Genomic DNA, 19,864 nt, shown 5'->3' with positions numbered 1-19,864 from the left:
GGTACGAACATCAGTGTGGTGCCGGGTTACCTAATTACGCTTCCGTCCCTCGGGACAACTTCGTTCCAGTCGACAACCTCGTCAAACACACCTTGTGGGCGGTACAGACACGAAGCGGTTCGCGGGGGTAGGTTGCGAACATCGCCTCGAAGGCCCTTGCCAGGGCCCCTGATTAGCGGGAGCGAGGTCATCATGCCTTCGCTTTTTTGGCTCGTCAAACGTTTTGTAGTGCTTTTTTTAAGGCACTACATCTTTGGTCTAATACGACTCGCCAGTCAGTTTTTGGTGGTTTAGTCCAAGGTGTCGACTTTCACCCGCAAAGTCATGTCGTTGCGGCTCTGGGTTGAGTAGCTGCGGGTCTGGCCCTGTTTGTCGGCCTGGGTCTGGCCATTGACCCCGGCCAGCAGGATCCACTCACCGAGGTGGCCGGTGACGGTTGTGTCGGTACTTTGTACGTTCACTACATCGGGACGTTCCTGGCTCATGCGGTCACGGTTGGTACTGATCGACAGGTGAACGATGTCGCCGGTGACGTTTGCCGTGACGTAGAAACCCTGGGTGACATTGCGGTACTCAGTCTGGCTGCTGTAACCGCCATAGGCGTCGTTCTGGCTGCTGGTGATCGGTACGCTCTGGCCGACCTGGATCAGCGCCGGTGCGCCTTCGCTGGCTTGCACTTGCTGGATGCCGCCGTCACGACTGTCGGTGCTGTAGTTGACGATGCGGGTCTGGCTTGGCTTGGCGCCGTTCACCGAGTAACCCTGGTCGCCCTGGAAGTTGTTGTCACTGGTGTCGACGGTGATCAGCAGGCGCTTGGGTGCCGTATCGAGTTGCGAAATAAGGGCTTTAAGTTCGTCGATCTTGCGCTGATCGGCGTTGACGATCAGTTGATTGCCATAGGCGCTGACTTGTCCCTCCTTGCCGATGAAGTCCTGTGCTACCGGCAACAGGTCGGCACTGGTGTGGTAGTTCAGGGGCACGATTTCGGTGGCTGCCATGACCGAAAAACTGCAGGCCACCAGCAAGGTGCTGAGCAGGGTGCGTAGGGACATATCCGTTATCTCCGCGTTCTAAAGGCTTGATATTGCCAGTTTGTCGGCCTGGAGTGGCGCTAGTTGAATGCTAGACAGCAAAACGCCCCGGCATCGTGTGATGTCAGGGCGTTTTGTGGTGTTTGCATGCAGCTTTTGTGGCGAGGGGGCTTGCCCCCGTTGGGCTGCGAAGCGGCCCCAAAATTCAACTGACTTCATGATTTTGTGAGTGCTGCGCACTCAAACGGGGGCAAGCCCCCTCGCCACAAGGTATCAGGCCGAATGACGAACCATGTCCACATGCGGAATCCCGGCTTCCAGGAACTCCTCACTGACCATGTGAAAGCCCAGGCGCTCATAGAACGCCGTGGCCTGTACCTGAGCGCTGAGCATCTGCTGCTTCAATCCGCGCTCTTCGGCTTCGCCAATCACCGCCTGCATCAGCGCATCGCCGACCTTCAGACCGCGCCAGTCCTTGAGCACCGACACCCGGCCGATGTGACCGTCAGGCAGCAGGCGGGCGGTGCCAATCGGAAAATCGCCTTCGAACGCGAGGAAATGCACGGCGGTTGCATCGTCGGCATCCCATTCCAGCTCGGGTGGAACGCACTGCTCGGCGACAAACACCGTTTCACGAATGCGCCGGATCTCGGCGTTATCCTTTTGCCAGTCTGCGACACGTACGTGAATCTTATTCATCGGCAAACCCCAGGCTTCCTTGCTTGACCAGTTCGCACAGCAAGCCGCGGCCGTCTTCATCGCTCAACCATTCGCCCAGGTTGTCGGCGTGCAGCGCGTCGGCGGCGCAGATCATCTTCAGCAATTCGCGCAGTTTGCCCGGCAGATAGCGGCTCTGGCCGCTGGCGAACAGCAGCAGGTCGTCATCGACTTCGGACCAGGCCAGGCGTGCGCTCGGGTTGCGAATCAGGATCGCGCCTTGCTCCAGTTCGTTCATGACGTCGTCTTCTGCGACGTCTTCCGGGCCAACCACCAGTTCCGGGTAGCGTGGCTCGGTCATGAACTGGCCGAACCAGGTCAGCAGCAGGCGCTCGTCGCTCATGTGCTCGGCCAGAAGGAGTTTCAAACGGTCGAGTGCGTCGCGCTGGATCTGGTGAGGATCGGCTGTCGGCAAGGCGTCGGCGTCGGTGTAGCGTTCTTCGTCCGACAGGAACTGGCTGAGGAAGTCAGTGAAGTGGGTCAGCACTTCAGCGGCGCTTGGTGCGCGGAAGCCGACCGAGTAGGTCATGCATTCATCGACGGCGACGCCGCAATGGGCCAGGCGCGGTGGCAGGTAGAGCATGTCGCCCGGTTCCAGCACCCACTCGTCGGTCGCTTCGAATTCGGAGAGGATGCGCAGGTCAGCGTGGGTCAGCATCGGGCTTTCGGAGTTGCACATCTGGCCGATTTTCCAGTTGCGCTTGCCGTGGCCTTGCAGCAGGAACACATCGTAGTTGTCGAAGTGCGGACCGACGCTGCCACCCGGGGCTGCGTAGCTGATCATCACGTCGTCGATGCGCCAGCTCGGCAGAAAGCGGAAGTTTTCCAGCAGTTCGCTGACTTCCGGCACGAATTGATCCACGGCTTGCACCAGCAGGGTCCATTCGCGTTCCGGCAGCTTGCTGAATTCGTCTTCGGCGAACGGTCCGCGACGCAATTCCCATGGGCGTTCGCCATTCTCGATGATCAGGCGCGATTCGACTTCTTCTTCCAGTGCCAGGCCGGCCAGTTCGTCGGCGTCGATCGGGCTTTCGAAATCAGGAATCGCCTGACGGATCAGCAGTGGTTTTTTCTGCCAGTAGTCGCGCAGGAATTCCCGTGCCGTGATGCCGCCCAGAAGTTGAAGAGGAGTATCAGGATTCATGTGTAACCTATTGAAAAAATGCACTTTTCAGACGGGAATAAAAACGCCCGGCGCGGCCGGGCGTCTTAAAAGGGTCTAGCGATCGATCAGATGCGTCTGGCTTGCTCTACAGCGTTGCCGATGTAGTTCGCCGGGGTAAGCAATTTCAGCTCGGCCTTGGCGGCGGCTGGCATGTCCAGGCCGTCGATGAAAGTCTGCAACGCTTCAGGGCTGATGCCCTTGCCGCGGGTCAGTTCTTTCAATTTTTCGTACGGGTTTTCGATGTTGTAGCGGCGCATCACGGTCTGGATCGGCTCGGCCAATACTTCCCAGCAGGCGTCCAGGTCGGCGGCAATCTTCTGCTCGTTGAGCTCCAGTTTGCTGATGCCCTTGAGGCTGGCTTCGTACGCGATCACGCTGTGGGCGAAGCCGACACCGAGGTTGCGCAGTACGGTGGAGTCGGTCAGGTCGCGCTGCCAGCGGGAGATTGGCAGCTTGCTCGCCAGGTGCTGGAACAGTGCGTTGGCGATGCCCAGGTTGCCTTCGGAGTTCTCGAAGTCGATCGGGTTGACCTTGTGTGGCATGGTCGACGAGCCGATTTCGCCAGCGATGGTGCGCTGTTTGAAATAACCCAGGGAGATGTAGCCCCAGATGTCGCGGTCGAAGTCGATCAGGATGGTGTTGAAGCGAGCGATTGCGTCGAACAGCTCGGCGATGTAGTCGTGCGGTTCGATTTGCGTGGTGTACGGGTTGAAGCCAAGGCCCAGCTCGTCTTCGATGAAGGCGCGGGCGTTGGCTTCCCAGTCGATCTCGGGGTAGGCCGACAGGTGAGCGTTGTAGTTGCCGACAGCGCCGTTGATCTTGCCTAGCAGCGGAACGGCGGCGACTTGAGCGATCTGGCGCTCCAGACGGTAAACCACGTTCGCCAGTTCTTTGCCCAGGGTGGTCGGCGAGGCCGGTTGACCGTGGGTGCGCGACAGCATCGGCACGTCGGCGAAACGGATGGCCAGTTCACGGATGGCGTTGGCGGTCTGGCGCATCAGCGGCAGCATCACGTCATCACGGCCTTCACGCAGCATCAGGGCGTGGGACAGGTTGTTGATGTCCTCGCTGGTGCAGGCAAAGTGGATGAATTCGCTGACCTTGGCCAGTTCCGGCAGCTTGGCCGCTTGCTCTTTGAGCAGGTATTCGATGGCTTTGACATCGTGGTTGGTGGTGCGCTCGATCTCTTTGACGCGCTCGGCGTGCTCCAGAGAGAAGTTTTCCGCCAGGGTGTTGAGCACAGCGTTGGCTTCGGCAGAGAACGCCGGTACTTCGCTGATGGCAGGGTGAGCGGCCAGGCGCTGGAGCCAGCGCACTTCAACCAGAACGCGGGCACGGATCAGGCCGTACTCGCTGAAAATTGGGCGCAGGGCCTGGGTTTTGCCGGCGTAGCGGCCGTCAACAGGGGAAACCGCAGTGAGCGAAGAGAGCTGCATGGGGTGTTCTCGGACAGTCGGGCAACGAAATGGGGCGCGTATCATACATGAAAAAATCCGCCGGTCCGTCGCCAACTGACCGGCGTATTACGCGTAACACGGTGTAAAGGTTTGCTGATGCGAGTTATTCGTTACGCATCAACGGGTAAAGCTCTTTCAGCAATTTGCGGCGGCTGATCACCAGCTGCCAGCGATGACCGCCCAATTGCCGCCACAGGCGGGCCGAACGGATGCCGGCCAGCAGCAGGGCGCGAATTTTCGAGGCGTTGCTCGGTTGTTGCAGGTTGCGCATGTCGCCGTGCACCTGAATGCGCTGGCGCAGGGTGCTCAGGGTGTCCTGATACAGCGCGCCGCAGGCAGCGATCACGTTTTCGTGAGCCGGGCCGAAGTGCTCGACCTGGGACTGAATCTGCGGCAGGCGTTTGCCGATCGCGTCGAGCATTTCCTTGCGCTTGGCCAGTTGGCGCTCAAGGCCGAGCATGGCCAGGGCGTAACGCAGCGGTTCGCGTTGCAGGGCGCTCGGATCGCGTTCGAGGGCACCGATCAGTGCGCGATAGCCTTCGCGCAGGTTGATGTCGTCGCCACCGTAGACTTCCAGGGTGTCCTTGGGGTCGCGGATCAGCAGGCTGCCGAGCATGCAGGTCAGGCCGGCTTCGTTGGTCTGGCCGGTTTTGGCAATCCTGTCCACCAGCACCGCGGCGAGAAATACGCCGCCCAGTGCTGTCAGTTGCTCCTGAATTGGGTTCATAGGGCCTGGCCCTTGCTCGTCCATGGTTCCGCTATTTCGATCACGCCACCACCGAGGCAGATTTCGCCGTCATAGAACACCACGGACTGACCCGGAGTGACCGCGCGTTGCGGGTCATCGAAGGTTGCGCGATAACCCGTGGCGGTTTTTTCCAGGGTGCAGGGCTGGTCGCTCTGGCGATAACGAACCTTGGCGGTCAGCTTGCGTGGCTGGCTGAGATCGATCGGGTTGACCCAGTAGATATCGGAAGCGAGCAGGGCGCGGGAGAACAGCCATGGGTGGTCATTGCCCTGGCCGACGATCAGCTCGTTGTGCTCCAGGTCCTTGATCAGCACGTACCACGGCTCGTCACCGGCATCTTTCAGCCCGCCGATGCCAAGGCCCTGGCGCTGGCCGATGGTGTGATACATCAGGCCGTGATGACGGCCGATGATTTCGCCTTCGGTGGTCTTGATCTCGCCCGGTTGCGCCGGCAGGTACTGTTTGAGGAAATCGCTGAAACGGCGCTCGCCGATAAAGCAGATCCCGGTGGAATCCTTTTTCTTCGCGGTCGCCAGCTCGTATTTTTCGGCGATGGCACGTACTTGCGGCTTTTCCAGTTCGCCGACCGGGAACAGGGTCTTGGCGATCTGTTCGCCACCGACGGCATGCAGGAAGTAGCTCTGGTCCTTGTTCGGGTCCAGGCCCTTGAGCAGTTCGGTGCGGCCATCGATGTCACGGCGACGCACGTAGTGACCGGTGGCGATCAGATCGGCGCCGAGCATCATGGCGTAGTCGAGGAACGCCTTGAACTTGATTTCGCGGTTGCACAGGATGTCCGGGTTCGGCGTGCGTCCGGCCTTGTATTCGGCCAGGAAATGTTCGAACACGTTGTCCCAGTACTCGGCGGCGAAGTTGGCGGTGTGCAGCTTGATACCGATCTTGTCGCACACGGCCTGGGCATCCGCCAGGTCATCCATGGCGGTGCAGTACTCCGTTCCATCGTCTTCTTCCCAGTTCTTCATGAACAGGCCTTCCACCTCATAGCCCTGCTCGATCAGCAGGAGGGCGGAAACGGAAGAGTCCACGCCGCCGGACATGCCGACAATGACGCGCTTCTTTTGTGTGTCAGAAGGGGCTGGATCACGCATAGGGATTCAATGAGTGTCTTGAAAAAGGACGCGATTCTAACAGGCTGGAGCCTGCATGGCTAAAGAGAAGGACGGATCAATTCAAGGCTGAAGTGAAAGCCTGCCAGATAGTCATCGATACAGCGGATAATCAGCTCGCTGCGCCAGTTGTCGCGTTGTTCGATTAATTCCTCGCGGGTCAACCACTTGGCGCCGACGATGCCGTCGTCCAGTTGATAGTCCGCGTGGTGTTTCAGCGGTTTGGCGATGAAGCAGACCCGCTGGTAGGTCACGCCGTTGCTCGGGGCTGTGTAGAGGTAAATGCCCAGTACACCGGTCGGTTCGATGTCCCAGCCGGTTTCTTCTAGGGTTTCGCGGATAGCGGCTTCGGTCAGGGTTTCGTCCGGATCGAGATGGCCGGCGGGCTGGTTGAGCACCACGCGACCGTGCTTGAGTTCTTCGACCATCAGGAAGCGGCCGTTGTCTTCGACGATGGTGGCGACGGTGATGTGGGGTTTCCAGTCCATGAGATCTCCTCGAAGTTGAAATGCTGTCCCTGTGGGAGCGGGCTTGCTCGCGAAAGCGGTGAGTCAGTCAATGAAGGTGTTGAATGATAAACCGCTTTCGCGAGCAAGCCCGCTCCCACATTGGATCGGGCCACAAACACAAACCCCGGCGCTGGGCCGGGGTTTGTGGTGCTTCCTTACAACCTTAAACCAGCGCAGCGACAGCCGCGTTGAAGGTTGCGCTCGGGCGCATGGCCTTGCTGATCAGCTCGGCGTCGGCGTGGTAGTAACCGCCGATGTCCACTGGCTTGCCCTGGACAGCGTTGAGTTCGGCAACGATGGTCGCCTCGTTCTCGGTCAGGGTCTTGGCCAGGGTCGCGAACTGCGCTTGCAGTGCAGTGTCTTCGGTCTGGGCTGCCAGGGCTTGAGCCCAGTACAGCGCCAGGTAGAAGTGGCTGCCGCGGTTGTCGATGTTGCCGACTTTGCGCGATGGCGACTTGTTGTTGTCCAGGAACTGGCCGGTGGCCTGGTCCAGGGTCTTGGCCAGAACCAGCGCCTTTGGATTGTTGTAGGTCACGCCCAGGTGTTCCAGGGACGCGGCCAGGGCCAGGAATTCACCCAGCGAATCCCAGCGCAGGAAGTTCTCTTCCAGCAACTGCTGAACGTGCTTCGGAGCCGAACCGCCGGCGCCGGTTTCGAACAGCCCGCCACCGTTCATCAGCGGCACGATCGACAGCATCTTGGCGCTGGTGCCCAGTTCCATGATCGGGAACAGGTCGGTCAGGTAGTCGCGCAGTACGTTGCCGGTCACCGAGATGGTGTCTTTACCTTCGCGGGTGCGCTGCAGGGTGTACTTCATCGCGTCGACCGGCGACATGATCTGGATGTCCAGGCCGGCAGTGTTGTGATTCTTCAGGTAGGCCTGAACTTTCTCGATCACCACGCCATCGTGGGCACGCATTGGGTCCAGCCAGAAAATCGCCGGGGTGCCGCTGGCGCGAGCACGGTTGACGGCCAGTTTGACCCAGTCCTGGATCGGCGCGTCTTTGGTCTGGCACATGCGGAAGATGTCGCCGGCTTCAACCGACTGCTCCAGCAGCAGGTTGCCCTTGCTGTCGGTGACGCGAACAACGCCGTCAGCCTTGATCTGGAAAGTCTTGTCGTGGGAGCCGTACTCTTCGGCTTTCTTCGCCATCAGGCCAACGTTTGGCACGCTGCCCATGGTGGTCGGATCGAATGCGCCGTTGGCCTTGCAGTCTTCGATCACTGCCTGGTAGATGGTCGCGTAGCAGCGATCCGGGATCACGGCCTTGGTGTCGTGCAGCTGGCCGTCGGTACCCCACATCTTGCCGGAGTCACGGATCATGGCCGGCATCGAGGCGTCGACGATAACGTCGCTCGGCACGTGCAGGTTGGTGATGCCTTTGTCGGAGTTGACCATCGCCAGGGAAGGGCGAGCGGCGTAGACCGCCTGCATGTCAGCTTCGATCAGGGCTTGCTGCTCGGCAGGCAATGCCTTGATGCGAGCGTACAGGTCGCCGATGCCGTTGTTCAGGTTGAAGCCGATCTGTGTCAGCACGTCAGCGTGTTTGGCCAGTGCGTCTTTATAGAACTCGGCAACGATCTGGCCGAACATGATCGGGTCGGAGACCTTCATCATGGTGGCTTTCAAGTGAACCGACAGCAGCACGCCTTGTGCCTTGGCGTCTTCGATTTCGGCGGCGATGAAGCTGCGCAGGGCGTTTTTGCTCATGACCGCGCAATCGAGGATCTCGCCGGCTTGTACGCTGGTCTTTTCTTTCAGGACGGTGGTGGTGCCGTCTTGAGCGATCAGTTCGATTTTCACGGCGTCAGCGGCGTCGATCAGGGCGGCTTTTTCGCTGCCGTAGAAATCGCCGGTGCTCATGTGCGCGACGTGGGACTTGGAGTCCTTGGCCCAGGCGCCCATTTTGTGCGGGTGCTTGCGCGCATAGTTCTTGACCGACAGCGGAGCGCGGCGGTCGGAGTTGCCTTCGCGCAGAACCGGGTTTACGGCGCTGCCCTTGATCTTGTCGTAGCGCGCCTTGGCTTCTTTGTCGGCGTCGCAGGTCACGGTTTCCGGGTAGTCCGGCAGGTTGTAGCCCTGGGCTTGCAGCTCTTTGATCGCGGCTTGCAGTTGTGGAACCGAGGCGCTGATGTTCGGCAGCTTGATGATGTTGGCTTCAGGCGTAACGGCCAGGGCGCCCAGTTCGGCGAGGTGGTCGGCTACGGCTTTGTCACCCAGTTGCTCGGGGAAGCTGGCCAGGATGCGCCCTGCAAGAGAGATATCGCGGGTTTCAACGGCGATATCAGCCGAGGCGGTGAACGCCTCTACGATAGGCAACAGTGAATAGGTGGCGAGGGCAGGAGCTTCGTCGGTGAAGGTATAGATGATCTTCGAGCGGGTGGGCATATTCGGATTAACTCTCTCTTCTTTGCTAAAGCGTGCGCAGAAACTCGAGGGCGCCGGGTAAGCGCGTTCGTTCAAAGTCATCCATGAGCCGAATATCGAGGTTTCGTTGCTGTGATGTTGGGTGCATCAGTAGGGTGTCAAGTAGCCGGGCTGCGGTAACAGATCGGCCCAACTGGCGGAAATGCTCGTCGTAGAGCTGTCCAACCTGGCGTGACCCTTTAGTCAGCGGCGGCATTATACATAGGTAGCTGGCAATCTGCCGATGGTTCATACGCAACGAATGTCGTCCATTGGTCTAAAGGTCGCAGGGGCGAGGAGGGCGTAAGGTCATTCGTCGTGCTTGAGTTTGGCGTTTTTCCCTTTGCTTTCAGGCTTGTAGGCCGCTGGTTGTACGGCTTTGCGGCATATGGATAGAACATAGGGTTTGCGCGCCGATTCAACTGGGTTACGCTCGAACCAAGCCAGATGTTCAATCCAATCAATGGAGTTCAGCATGGGTTACAAGAAGATTCAGGTTCCAGCCGTCGGCGACAAAATCACCGTCAATGCAGACCATTCTCTCAACGTTCCTAATAACCCGATCATCCCCTTCATCGAAGGCGACGGCATTGGTGTCGACATCAGTCCGGTCATGATCAAGGTTGTCGATGCTGCTGTTAAGAAGGCCTACGGTGGCGAGCGCAAGATTTCCTGGATGGAAGTGTACGCCGGGGAGAAAGCGACTCAGGTTTACGATCAGGACACCTGGCTGCCTCAGGAAACCCTGGACGCGGTCAAGGATTACGTGGTTTCCATCAAGGGCCCGCTGACCACCCCGGTCGGTGGCGGCATCCGTTCCCTGAACGTGGCCCTGCGTCAGCAACTCGACCTGTACGTCTGCCTGCGTCCGGTGCGCTGGTTCGAAGGCGTGCCTAGCCCGGTCAAGAAGCCAGGCGATGTCGACATGACCATCTTCCGTGAGAACTCCGAAGACATCTACGCCGGCATCGAGTGGAAGGCTGGCACGCCGGAAGCCACCAAGGTCATCAAGTTCCTCAAGGAAGAAATGGGCGTTACCAAGATCCGTTTCGACGAGAACTGCGGTATCGGCGTCAAGCCGGTGTCCCTGCAAGGCACCAAGCGTCTGGCGCGCAAGGCCCTGCAATATGTGGTCGACAACGATCGCGATTCGCTGACCATCGTGCACAAAGGCAACATCATGAAGTTCACCGAGGGTGCCTTCAAGGAATGGGCCTACGAAGTGGCGGCGCAAGAGTTCGGCGCGACCCTGCTTGATGGCGGTCCGTGGATGCAGTTCAAGAACCCGAAAACCGGCAAGAACGTCATCGTCAAGGACGCCATCGCCGACGCCATGCTCCAGCAGATCCTGCTGCGCCCGGCCGAGTACGACGTGATTGCAACCCTGAACCTGAACGGCGACTACCTCTCTGACGCCCTGGCGGCAGAGGTGGGCGGTATCGGTATCGCGCCAGGGGCCAACCTGTCCGACACCGTGGCCATGTTCGAAGCTACCCACGGTACTGCACCGAAGTACGCCGGCAAGGACCAGGTCAACCCGGGTTCGCTGATCCTTTCCGCCGAAATGATGCTGCGCCACATGGGCTGGACCGAAGCGGCCGACCTGATCATCAAGGGCACCAACGGCGCGATTTCCGCCAAGACCGTGACCTATGACTTCGAGCGTCTGATGGAGGGTGCGAAGCTGGTTTCGTCTTCCGGCTTCGGTGATGCGCTGATCTCGCACATGTAAGAATACGCCGGCACATGAAAACCGCCTGATTCAAGAAGTTGAGTCAGGCGGTTTTTTTATGACTGGATGACGCGGCGGTGTTAAACCGAAACGGTCTGTTCAGGTGTCTGTGTCGTGATTTTCGAGGTGTCCACCGGGTTGCTGATGTTGACCGCGTGCAGGCCTTTGGGGCCCTGGATGATATCGAATACGACAGATTGCCCGGCTTTCAGGGTTTTATAACCATCCATTTTAATGGCCGAGTAGTGGGCAAACAGATCTTCTGTCTTGCCTTCCTCGTTGATGAAACCGTAACCCTTGGCATTGTTGAACCATTTGACCTTGCCGACAGCCATACCAACTCCCTCTGCAACAGACTCCATCACTGGAGTATCATCCAGTACATCCGCAGTCGAATCTGTAAATAAGATTGACTCCGCGGACCTTTTTTACCCACTGTGGGCTCTATTGGTTGTAACACCGTTTTGCCGATAGTCAAGCTGACCGGGCAGTCGGAGTTGAAAACGCTGATAGCCGCCCCCACCACTGTATTTGAACAACTGACGAACCTTTCTTTCCATGCATGCAATCAGCCAGATTCGACTAACATTCAATCAGGATCGCCCTGATTTACACGACGACGATTCCGCAGGCATTGCTGTTCAGGAGGCAAAGCCTGCATTACAGGCGCCGCCGATGTACAAGGTGGTTTTGTTCAACGATGACTACACACCGATGGATTTCGTCGTCGAAGTGCTCGAGGTGTTTTTTAACCTGAATCGCGAGCTGGCGACCAAGGTCATGCTGGCCGTCCATACAGAAGGGCGGGCAGTATGTGGAGTGTTTACCCGCGACATCGCCGAGACCAAGGCCATGCAGGTCAACCAGTACGCCAGGGAAAGCCAGCATCCGCTACTCTGTGAAATCGAGAAGGACGGTTAATCGCCGACCACTTGGGTATGAGGTGAAGCTATGTTAAACCGCGAGCTCGAAGTCACCCTCAATCTTGCCTTCAAGGAGGCCCGTTCGAAGCGTCATGAGTTCATGACCGTCGAACACCTCTTGCTGGCCCTATTGGACAATGAGGCTGCCGCCACCGTTTTGCGTGCATGCGGCGCAAACCTCGACAAACTCAAGCATGACCTGCAGGAGTTCATCGACTCCACCACGCCATTGATCCCTGTTCATGACGAGGATCGCGAAACCCAGCCAACCCTGGGCTTCCAGCGTGTACTGCAGCGTGCTGTGTTTCACGTACAGAGCTCGGGCAAACGCGAAGTGACTGGTGCCAACGTGCTGGTCGCGATCTTCAGTGAGCAAGAGAGTCAGGCAGTGTTCCTGCTGAAACAGCAGAGCGTTGCCCGTATAGATGTCGTCAACTACATCGCCCATGGCATTTCCAAGGTGCCGGGGCATGGCGATCACTCTGAAGGTGAGCAAGATATGCAGGACGACGAGGGCGGTGAGTCTTCTTCCTCAGGCAATCCCCTGGATGCTTATGCCAGCAATCTCAATGAGCTGGCGCGCCAGGGTCGTATTGATCCGTTGGTAGGTCGTGAGCTGGAAGTCGAGCGTGTCGCGCAGATCCTGGCGCGTCGTCGCAAAAACAACCCGCTGCTGGTGGGCGAGGCAGGCGTGGGTAAAACCGCGATTGCCGAAGGCCTGGCCAAGCGCATTGTCGACAACCAGGTGCCAGATCTGCTGGCCAGCAGCGTGGTTTACTCCCTTGATCTGGGGGCCTTGCTGGCCGGTACCAAATACCGTGGCGATTTCGAGAAGCGCTTCAAGGCGTTGCTCAATGAACTGAAAAAGCGTCCGCAGGCGATCCTGTTCATCGACGAGATCCACACCATCATTGGTGCGGGTGCCGCGTCCGGTGGCGTCATGGATGCCTCGAACCTGCTCAAGCCGCTGCTGTCGTCCGGTGATATCCGTTGCATCGGTTCGACCACCTTCCAGGAGTTCCGTGGCATCTTCGAGAAGGACCGTGCCTTGGCCCGGCGTTTCCAGAAGGTCGATGTGTCGGAACCTTCGGTGGAAGATACCATTGGCATTTTGCGCGGCCTGAAGGGGCGTTTCGAAAGCCATCACAATATCGAATACAGTGATGAAGCCCTGCGCGCCGCCGCCGAACTGGCTTCGCGCTATATCAATGATCGGCACATGCCGGACAAGGCGATCGATGTGATCGACGAGGCGGGTGCCTATCAGCGCCTGCAGCCGATCGAAATGCGCGTTAAACGCATCGAAGTGCCTCAGGTCGAGGACATCGTCGCGAAAATCGCGCGGATTCCGCCTAAACACGTCACCAGTTCCGACAAGGAGCTGTTGCGTAACCTTGAGCGTGACCTGAAGTTGACCGTGTTCGGTCAGGATGCCGCGATCGACTCGCTGGCCACCGCGATCAAGCTGTCCCGTGCCGGGCTCAAATCCCCTGACAAGCCTGTTGGTTCGTTCCTGTTCGCAGGGCCTACCGGTGTCGGTAAAACCGAGGCGGCACGTCAGTTGGCCAAGGCGTTGGGCGTCGAGCTGATTCGCTTCGACATGTCCGAGTACATGGAGCGCCACACCGTATCGCGTCTGATCGGTGCGCCTCCGGGTTATGTCGGGTTCGATCAGGGCGGTCTGCTCACCGAAGCCATCACCAAGCAGCCACACTGCGTGTTGTTGCTCGATGAAATCGAGAAAGCGCATCCGGAAGTCTTCAACCTGCTGCTGCAGGTCATGGATCACGGTACGTTGACCGATAACAACGGGCGCAAGGCGGATTTCCGTAACGTAATCGTCATCATGACGACCAACGCCGGTGCCGAGACCGCAGCTCGCGCTTCGATCGGTTTCACCTATCAGGATCACTCGTCCGATGCGATGGAAGTGATCAAGAAGAGCTTCACGCCGGAATTCCGCAACCGTCTGGACACCATTATCCAGTTTGGTCGCCTCAGCCATGAGGTCATCAAGAGCGTGGTGGACAAGTTCCTTACCGAACTTCAGGCGCAACTGGAAGACAAGCGGGTGTTGCTGGAGGTTACCGATGCGGCCCGCAACTGGCTGGCCGAAGGTGGTTACGACGCGGCAATGGGGGCTCGCCCAATGGCTCGCCTGATCCAGGACAAGATCAAGCGTCCGCTGGCTGAGGAGATTCTCTTTGGCGAACTGGCCGAACATGGCGGTGTGGTGCACATCGACATCAAGGACGGGGAGCTGACCTTCGAGTTCGAGACCACGGCCGAGATGGCCTGACGTTCTATCGCGATAAAGCAAAAAGGCGCCAAAAGGCGCCTTTTTGCTGTCTCGGTCGTACGCAATTCAAATGTGGGAGCGGGCTTGCTCGCGAAAGCGGTGGGTCAGAGAAGAAGATGTCGATTGTCACACCGCATTCGCGAGCAAGCCCGCTCCCACACAAACAAAAACGCCCGGCATAAGCCGGGCGTCTTGTATTGACTTGATTAGCGAGCGCGGTAAGTGATGCGCCCTTTGCTCAAGTCATAGGGCGTCAGCTCGACGCGCACTTTGTCGCCGGTAAGAATACGGATGTAGTTCTTGCGCATCTTGCCGGAGATGTGCGCGGTTACGACGTGCCCATTTTCCAACTCCACGCGAAACATGGTGTTGGGCAGGGTGTCGACGACAGTGCCTTCCATTTCGAAGCTGTCTTCTTTCGACATGCAGTAAAGCCCTCGGTGTCCAGTGAATGGCCCGGTGCAACTGCGCCAGGCAAAAGCGGCGTGCATTGTGCCCGAAAAGTGGGGTTCAAGCCAAGGGGTTTAGGGTGCGCTCTAGTTCAGGACGACCCAGCGCTGGTTAACCAGCAGTTCAATGGGGCGATACTGGGTCTTGTAGTTCATTTTTTTGCAGTTTTTGATCCAGTAACCCAGATAGACCGCATCCAGCCCCAGGCGCCGGGCTTCGGCGATCTGCCAGAGGATGGCGTAGCGTCCCAGGCTGCGACGCTCTTCAGCGGGATCATAGAAGGTGTACACCGCCGACAGACCGTTCGGCAGAAGATCGGTGACGGCGATCGCCAGCAAACGGCCGTCGAGACGGAATTCGTAGAACCGGGAAAACGGCAGGTCGCGCACCAGGAACGTGGAAAACTGATCGCGGCTGGGCGGGTACATGTCGCCGTCGGCATGGCGTTGTTCGATATAACGCTGATAAAGATCGAAATACTCTTCGTTGAAACCCGGCTTGGCGGGGCGTACCTGCAAGTCGGCATTGCGCTTGAAGATGCGCTTCTGCTGACGGTTGGGGGTGAATTGCACTACAGGAATGCGCGCCGGAACACACGCATTGCAATTCTGGCAGTGCGGCCGGTAGAGATGATCGCCACTGCGACGAAAACCCATCTCTGACAGGTCTGCATAGACATGCACATCCATGGGCTGGCTAGGGTCGAGGAACAGGGTCGTGGCCTGCTCCTCGGGCAGATAACTGCAAGAGTGGGGCTGAGTGGCATAGAACTTCAAACGCGCCAACTCGGTCATGATCAACCCTCGGGATAATGCTTTTGAATAAGTGTAAGCCACGCGCGCAAATGTCGCTCAGCAAACCCAATTGGCGCTGCTGGGCTGGTCCAGATACTGCGCAAGGTAATTGGCAAAGTCGCGGCGAGGAATTGCCCGCGCTCCCAGGCTGTGCAGGTGATCGGTGGGCATCTGGCAATCGATCAGCACAAAACCTGAGTCTTTCAGATGTCGAACCAGTGTCGCAAAGCCGAATTTCGAGGCGTTGTCAGCGCGGCTGAACATGGATTCGCCGAAAAACAGCTGGCCCATCGCCAAGCCATACAATCCGCCGACCAATTCGTTGTTGTCCCACACTTCCACCGAGTGGGCGTGACCACGCCGGTGCAGCTCAATGTAGGCGTCCTGCATCGCGTCGGTGATCCAGGTGCCGTCGGCGTGATCCCGGGGAGCCGCACAGGCGCGGATGACGGCGGCGAAGTCCTCATCGAAGGTCACTTGATAGCGTTGCTGACGCAGCAGTTTGTTCAGGCTGCGCGAGACGTGCAATTCGTCGGGAAACAAAACCGTGCGCGGGTCCGGAGACCACCAGAGGATCGGCTGGCCCTCGGAAAACCATGGAAAACACCCGTGGCGATAGGCGTTGATCAACCGATCAGCGGACAGGTCACCACCGGCAGCCAGCAACCCGTTGGGGTCGCGCATGGCCTTTTCCAGCGGTGGAAAGGTCAGGGAGTTGCGTTGTAACCAAGTCAGCATGGCGTCCGGGCTTGCAGAAGGGGAGGGCGGTGGCGGGTGTTGACCCGTCGTAAAGTTTGCCTTCAAACGACAGGAATGTCGTCGAGGTATTTTTCGGCGTCCAGTGCCGCCATGCAACCGGCCCCGGCAGACGTAACGGCCTGGCGATAAACATGATCGGCCACGTCGCCGGCGGCAAACACGCCTGCAATCGCCGTGGCGGTAGCATCGCCTTCGCTGCCGCCCTTGACCAGCAGGTACCCGTCGCGCATTTCCAGTTGCCCGATGAACAGGTCGGTGTTGGGTTTGTGGCCGATGGCGATAAATACGCCGGCCAGCGGCAGCTCTTTGGTTTCACCCGTTCGGCTGTCTCGCAGGCGGGCACCGGTCACGCCACTGGCATCGCCGAGCACTTCGTCCAGATTCTGGTTCCAATGCAGGCGGATATTGCCGTTGGCGGCTTTTTCGAAGAGTTTGTCCTGGAGGATTTTCTCCGAGCGTAGCTTGTCGCGCCGATGGACCAGGTGCACTTCTTTGGCGATGTTCGACAGATACAATGCTTCTTCGACCGCCGTGTTACCGCCGCCGATCACCGCAACCACCTGGTTGCGATAAAAGAATCCGTCACAGGTCGCGCAGGCCGAAACCCCTTTGCCGGCAAATGACTCTTCCGACGGCAGGCCCAGGTATTGCGCGCTCGCGCCGGTGGCAATGATCAGTGCGTCGCAGGTGTAGGTTCCGCCATCGCCGATCAGCTCGAACGGCCGTTGTTGCAACTTGGCAGTATGGATGTGGTCGTAAACGATCTCGGTGGCAAAGCGCTCGGCGTGTTTTTGCATGCGGTCCATCAGGACCGGTCCGGTCAGGCCTTCGACGTCGCCTGGCCAGTTATCGACTTCGACGGTGGTGGTGAGCTGGCCACCTGCCTGTATGCCGGTAATGACAACGGGCTTGAGGTTGGCGCGGGCGGCATAAACGGCTGCGCTGTAACCGGCAGGACCGGAGCCCAGGATAATCAGGCGGGAATGCTTCGCTTCGCTCATAAAAACACCTCATAAGCCTTTGTCACAAAAGAGAATGCATGCTCAAATTGAACAGCATGTCATGTGCTGTTGACTATGCTACACCCAAGGGGCTCAAGCATGGCGTCGGGCGTACAAACCCGTACAATGCCTTGCGTGTTACATATACTCAGTGCGCGCCGTGTTTATAAAGACCGAGGTGCAGTGTTAAAAGTAGTCCCGGTTACGTGTGTTAACTTTTTTACCTGCCTGGATTGAGCAGTTTTTGGCAGTTTTTATAGACATTCACCAGATGGACGCGCCCATGGCGCAGGAAAAGAAGCGTTTTGAAGAAATCCACCGCAGCACCTAAACCAGCCGTCGTTCCGCTCTGGCGCCAGCACTTGCACTACCGACTCAAGGAAGGTGCGCTGATCGCCATCGGTGCCTTGTGCCTGTTCCTGATGATGGCCTTGTTGACCTATGGCAAGGATGATCCGGGCTGGAGTCATAACAGCAAGATCGACGATGTGCAGAACTTCGGCGGGCCCGCGGGCTCCTACAGCGCCGATATCCTGTTCATGGTGCTGGGTTACTTCGCCTACATCTTCCCGTTGCTGCTGGCGATCAAGGCTTACCAGATATTCCGTCAGCGTCACGAACCGTGGCAGTGGAGCGGTTGGCTGTTCTCCTGGCGCTTGATCGGCCTGGTATTCCTGGTGCTGTCCGGCGCTGCGCTGGCCCATATTCATTTTCATGCCGCGACCGGTCTGCCGGCCGGTGCGGGCGGTGCGCTGGGCGAAAGCCTTGGCGACCTGGCCAGGAATGCCCTGAATATCCAGGGCAGCACGCTGCTGTTCATTGCGTTGTTCCTGTTCGGCCTGACCGTGTTTACCGACCTGTCGTGGTTCAAGGTGATGGACATCACCGGCAAGATCACCCTCGACCTGTTCGAACTGTTCCAGGGGGCGGCCAATCGCTGGTGGGCGGCCCGTACCGAGCGCAAACAACTGGTTGCCCAGTTGCGTGAGGTCGACGACCGTATGGATGAAGTGGTCGCGCCGACCGTTACCGACAAGCGCGAGCAGGCCAAGGTCAAGGAGCGCCTGATCGAGCGTGAGCAAGCCCTGAGCAAGCACATGTCCGAGCGCGAGAAGCAGGTGCCGCCAGTGATTGCGCCCGCGCCGCCAAAGCCTGTCGCACCGAGCAAACGCGTCGAAAAAGAGAAACAGGCGCCGCTGTTCGTCGACAGCGCCGTGGAAGGTACCTTGCCGCCGATCTCGATTCTTGATCCGGCGGAAAAGAAACAGCTCAATTACTCGCCTGAATCCCTGGCTGCGGTTGGCCACTTGCTGGAAATCAAGCTCAAGGAATTCGGCGTTGAAGTCGCGGTGGATTCGATTCACCCGGGCCCGGTGATTACCCGTTACGAAATCCAGCCGGCTGCCGGGGTAAAAGTCAGCCGCATCTCCAACCTGGCCAAAGACCTGGCCCGTTCCCTGGCCGTGACCAGCGTGCGCGTGGTGGAAGTGATTCCGGGCAAGACCACGGTCGGTATCGAGATCCCCAACGAAGACCGGCAGATCGTGCGCTTCTCCGAAGTGCTGTCGACCCCCGAGTACGACAACTTCAAGTCGCCGGTGACCCTGGCCCTGGGCCATGACATCGGCGGCAAGCCGGTCATCACCGACCTGGCGAAAATGCCGCACCTGCTGGTGGCCGGTACCACCGGTTCCGGTAAGTCGGTGGGTGTGAACGCGATGATCCTGTCGATCCTGTTCAAGTCCGGCCCGGAAGACGCCAAGCTGATCATGATCGACCCGAAAATGCTTGAACTGTCGATCTACGAAGGCATTCCGCACCTGTTGTGCCCGGTGGTCACCGACATGAAGGACGCCGCCAATGCCTTGCGCTGGAGCGTTGCCGAGATGGAGCGACGCTACAAGCTGATGGCGAAGATGGGCGTACGGAACCTGTCGGGCTTCAACGCCAAGGTCAAGGAAGCCCAGGACGCCGGCGAGCCGTTGAGCGATCCGCTGTACAAGCGCGAAAGCATCCACGACGAAGCGCCGCTCCTGCAAAAGCTGCCGACCATCGTGGTGGTGGTCGACGAATTCGCCGACATGATGATGATCGTCGGCAAGAAAGTTGAAGAGCTGATCGCCCGTATTGCGCAGAAAGCGCGTGCGGCGGGTATCCACTTGATCCTCGCGACCCAGCGTCCGTCGGTGGACGTGATCACCGGCCTGATCAAGGCCAACATCCCGACCCGCATGGCGTTCCAGGTATCGAGCAAGATCGACTCCCGGACCATCATCGACCAGGGCGGTGCCGAGCAATTGCTGGGCCACGGTGACATGCTGTACATGCCGCCGGGCACCAGTCTGCCAATTCGTGTTCACGGTGCCTTCGTGTCCGACGATGAGGTTCACCGCGTAGTGGAAGCCTGGAAACTGCGTGGCGCGCCGGAATACAACGACGACATTCTCAACGGTGTCGAAGAGGCGGGCAGTGGCTTTGAAAGCAGCAGCGGTGGCGGCGATGGCGACGATCCCGAGGCCGACGCGCTGTACGACGAAGCAGTGCAGTTTGTCCTGGAAAGCCGTCGCGCCTCCATTTCCGCCGTTCAGCGCAAGTTGAAAATCGGCTATAACCGCGCCGCGCGCATGATCGAAGCCATGGAAATGGCCGGGGTCGTGACGTCCATGAACACCAACGGTTCGCGTGAAGTCCTGGCCCCGGGCCCGGTGCGCGACTGACCCAAGTATGAAAGGGCGGCGTCTTTTG

Annotated in this window: 17 protein-coding genes; 4 read left to right on the top strand and 13 right to left on the bottom strand. The window is 58.8% G+C overall.

What is annotated here, in order from left to right; genetic code table 11:
- Positions 1-290: 290 nt before the first annotated feature.
- The 8 genes from ABIA48_RS04150 to ABIA48_RS04115 form a co-directional block, all read right to left on the bottom strand.
- Positions 291-1,052 carry a secretin N-terminal domain-containing protein gene (locus ABIA48_RS04150; RefSeq protein ID WP_429487170.1) on the bottom strand — a complete coding sequence of 254 codons (762 nt, stop codon included), beginning with the start codon at positions 1,050-1,052 and terminating at the stop codon, positions 291-293.
- Between the two features lie 252 nt (positions 1,053-1,304).
- Complete coding sequence (locus tag ABIA48_RS04145; RefSeq protein WP_033063012.1) at positions 1,305-1,730, bottom strand: GNAT family N-acetyltransferase; 426 nt, start codon at positions 1,728-1,730, stop codon at positions 1,305-1,307.
- On the bottom strand, positions 1,723-2,892 hold the full coding sequence (locus ABIA48_RS04140; RefSeq protein WP_429487169.1) for a JmjC domain-containing protein: 1,170 nt from the start codon (positions 2,890-2,892) through the stop codon (positions 1,723-1,725). Before ABIA48_RS04140 ends, ABIA48_RS04145 begins: the two co-directional genes overlap by 8 nt.
- An 86-nt stretch (positions 2,893-2,978) precedes the next feature.
- Positions 2,979-4,349, bottom strand: coding sequence for an adenylosuccinate lyase (gene purB / locus ABIA48_RS04135; RefSeq protein ID WP_007981277.1), 1,371 nt, complete (start codon positions 4,347-4,349; stop codon positions 2,979-2,981).
- A gap of 124 nt (positions 4,350-4,473) precedes the next feature.
- The gene (gene hflD / locus ABIA48_RS04130) at positions 4,474-5,097 is read right to left on the bottom strand and encodes a high frequency lysogenization protein HflD (RefSeq protein ID WP_429487168.1); all 624 of its coding nucleotides are present in this window, start codon (positions 5,095-5,097) and stop codon (positions 4,474-4,476) included.
- A complete protein-coding gene (mnmA, locus tag ABIA48_RS04125; protein WP_007981279.1) occupies positions 5,094-6,227 on the bottom strand; it encodes a tRNA 2-thiouridine(34) synthase MnmA in 1,134 nt (377 codons plus the stop codon). Before mnmA ends, hflD begins: the two co-directional genes overlap by 4 nt.
- 59 nt (positions 6,228-6,286) lie before the next feature.
- Positions 6,287-6,733, bottom strand: coding sequence for an NUDIX hydrolase (locus tag ABIA48_RS04120; RefSeq protein WP_429487167.1), 447 nt, complete (start codon positions 6,731-6,733; stop codon positions 6,287-6,289).
- 184 nt (positions 6,734-6,917) lie between these two features.
- Positions 6,918-9,143, bottom strand: a complete 2,226-nt coding sequence (locus tag ABIA48_RS04115; RefSeq protein WP_429487166.1) for an NADP-dependent isocitrate dehydrogenase — start codon at positions 9,141-9,143, stop codon at positions 6,918-6,920.
- 493 nt (positions 9,144-9,636) lie between these two features.
- On the opposite strand from ABIA48_RS04115, the gene icd reads away from it, so the two are divergent.
- Positions 9,637-10,893, top strand: a complete 1,257-nt coding sequence (icd, locus tag ABIA48_RS04110; RefSeq protein WP_429487165.1) for an NADP-dependent isocitrate dehydrogenase — start codon at positions 9,637-9,639, stop codon at positions 10,891-10,893.
- A gap of 80 nt (positions 10,894-10,973) precedes the next feature.
- Here icd and cspD read toward each other — a convergent pair whose 3' ends face one another.
- Positions 10,974-11,228, bottom strand: coding sequence for a cold shock domain-containing protein CspD (gene cspD, locus ABIA48_RS04105; protein WP_429487164.1), 255 nt, complete (start codon positions 11,226-11,228; stop codon positions 10,974-10,976).
- Between the two features lie 223 nt (positions 11,229-11,451).
- On the opposite strand from cspD, the gene clpS reads away from it, so the two are divergent.
- Positions 11,452-11,814 carry an ATP-dependent Clp protease adapter ClpS gene (gene clpS / locus ABIA48_RS04100; protein ID WP_015094394.1) on the top strand — a complete coding sequence of 121 codons (363 nt, stop codon included), beginning with the start codon at positions 11,452-11,454 and terminating at the stop codon, positions 11,812-11,814.
- 30 nt (positions 11,815-11,844) lie between these two features.
- On the top strand, positions 11,845-14,115 hold the full coding sequence (gene clpA, locus ABIA48_RS04095; RefSeq protein ID WP_429487163.1) for an ATP-dependent Clp protease ATP-binding subunit ClpA: 2,271 nt from the start codon (positions 11,845-11,847) through the stop codon (positions 14,113-14,115).
- Between the two features lie 206 nt (positions 14,116-14,321).
- On the opposite strand, the gene infA is transcribed toward clpA, so the two are convergent.
- From infA to trxB, 4 genes are all read right to left on the bottom strand, one after another.
- Entirely contained in the window at positions 14,322-14,540 is a 219-nt protein-coding gene (gene infA / locus ABIA48_RS04090) for a translation initiation factor IF-1 (RefSeq protein ID WP_002553999.1), read from the bottom strand.
- A gap of 111 nt (positions 14,541-14,651) precedes the next feature.
- Entirely contained in the window at positions 14,652-15,359 is a 708-nt protein-coding gene (locus ABIA48_RS04085; protein ID WP_429487162.1) for an arginyltransferase, read from the bottom strand.
- 57 nt (positions 15,360-15,416) lie between these two features.
- A complete protein-coding gene (aat, locus tag ABIA48_RS04080; RefSeq protein ID WP_310059943.1) occupies positions 15,417-16,097 on the bottom strand; it encodes a leucyl/phenylalanyl-tRNA--protein transferase in 681 nt (226 codons plus the stop codon).
- A 62-nt stretch (positions 16,098-16,159) separates the two neighbouring features.
- Positions 16,160-17,119 carry a thioredoxin-disulfide reductase gene (gene trxB, locus ABIA48_RS04075; protein ID WP_429487161.1) on the bottom strand — a complete coding sequence of 320 codons (960 nt, stop codon included), beginning with the start codon at positions 17,117-17,119 and terminating at the stop codon, positions 16,160-16,162.
- Positions 17,120-17,424: 305 nt separating this feature from the next.
- On the opposite strand from trxB, the gene ABIA48_RS04070 reads away from it, so the two are divergent.
- Complete coding sequence (locus ABIA48_RS04070) at positions 17,425-19,836, top strand: DNA translocase FtsK (protein WP_429487160.1); 2,412 nt, start codon at positions 17,425-17,427, stop codon at positions 19,834-19,836.
- Positions 19,837-19,864: the final 28 nt, after the last annotated feature.

It is taken from the genome of Pseudomonas sp. S30_BP2TU TE3576, assembly GCF_050436025.1.
Taxonomy (GTDB): Bacteria; Pseudomonadota; Gammaproteobacteria; order Pseudomonadales; family Pseudomonadaceae; genus Aquipseudomonas.
The sequence above is the reverse complement of the archived record's forward strand: the minus strand, read 5'-3'. Positions and strand labels throughout refer to the sequence as shown.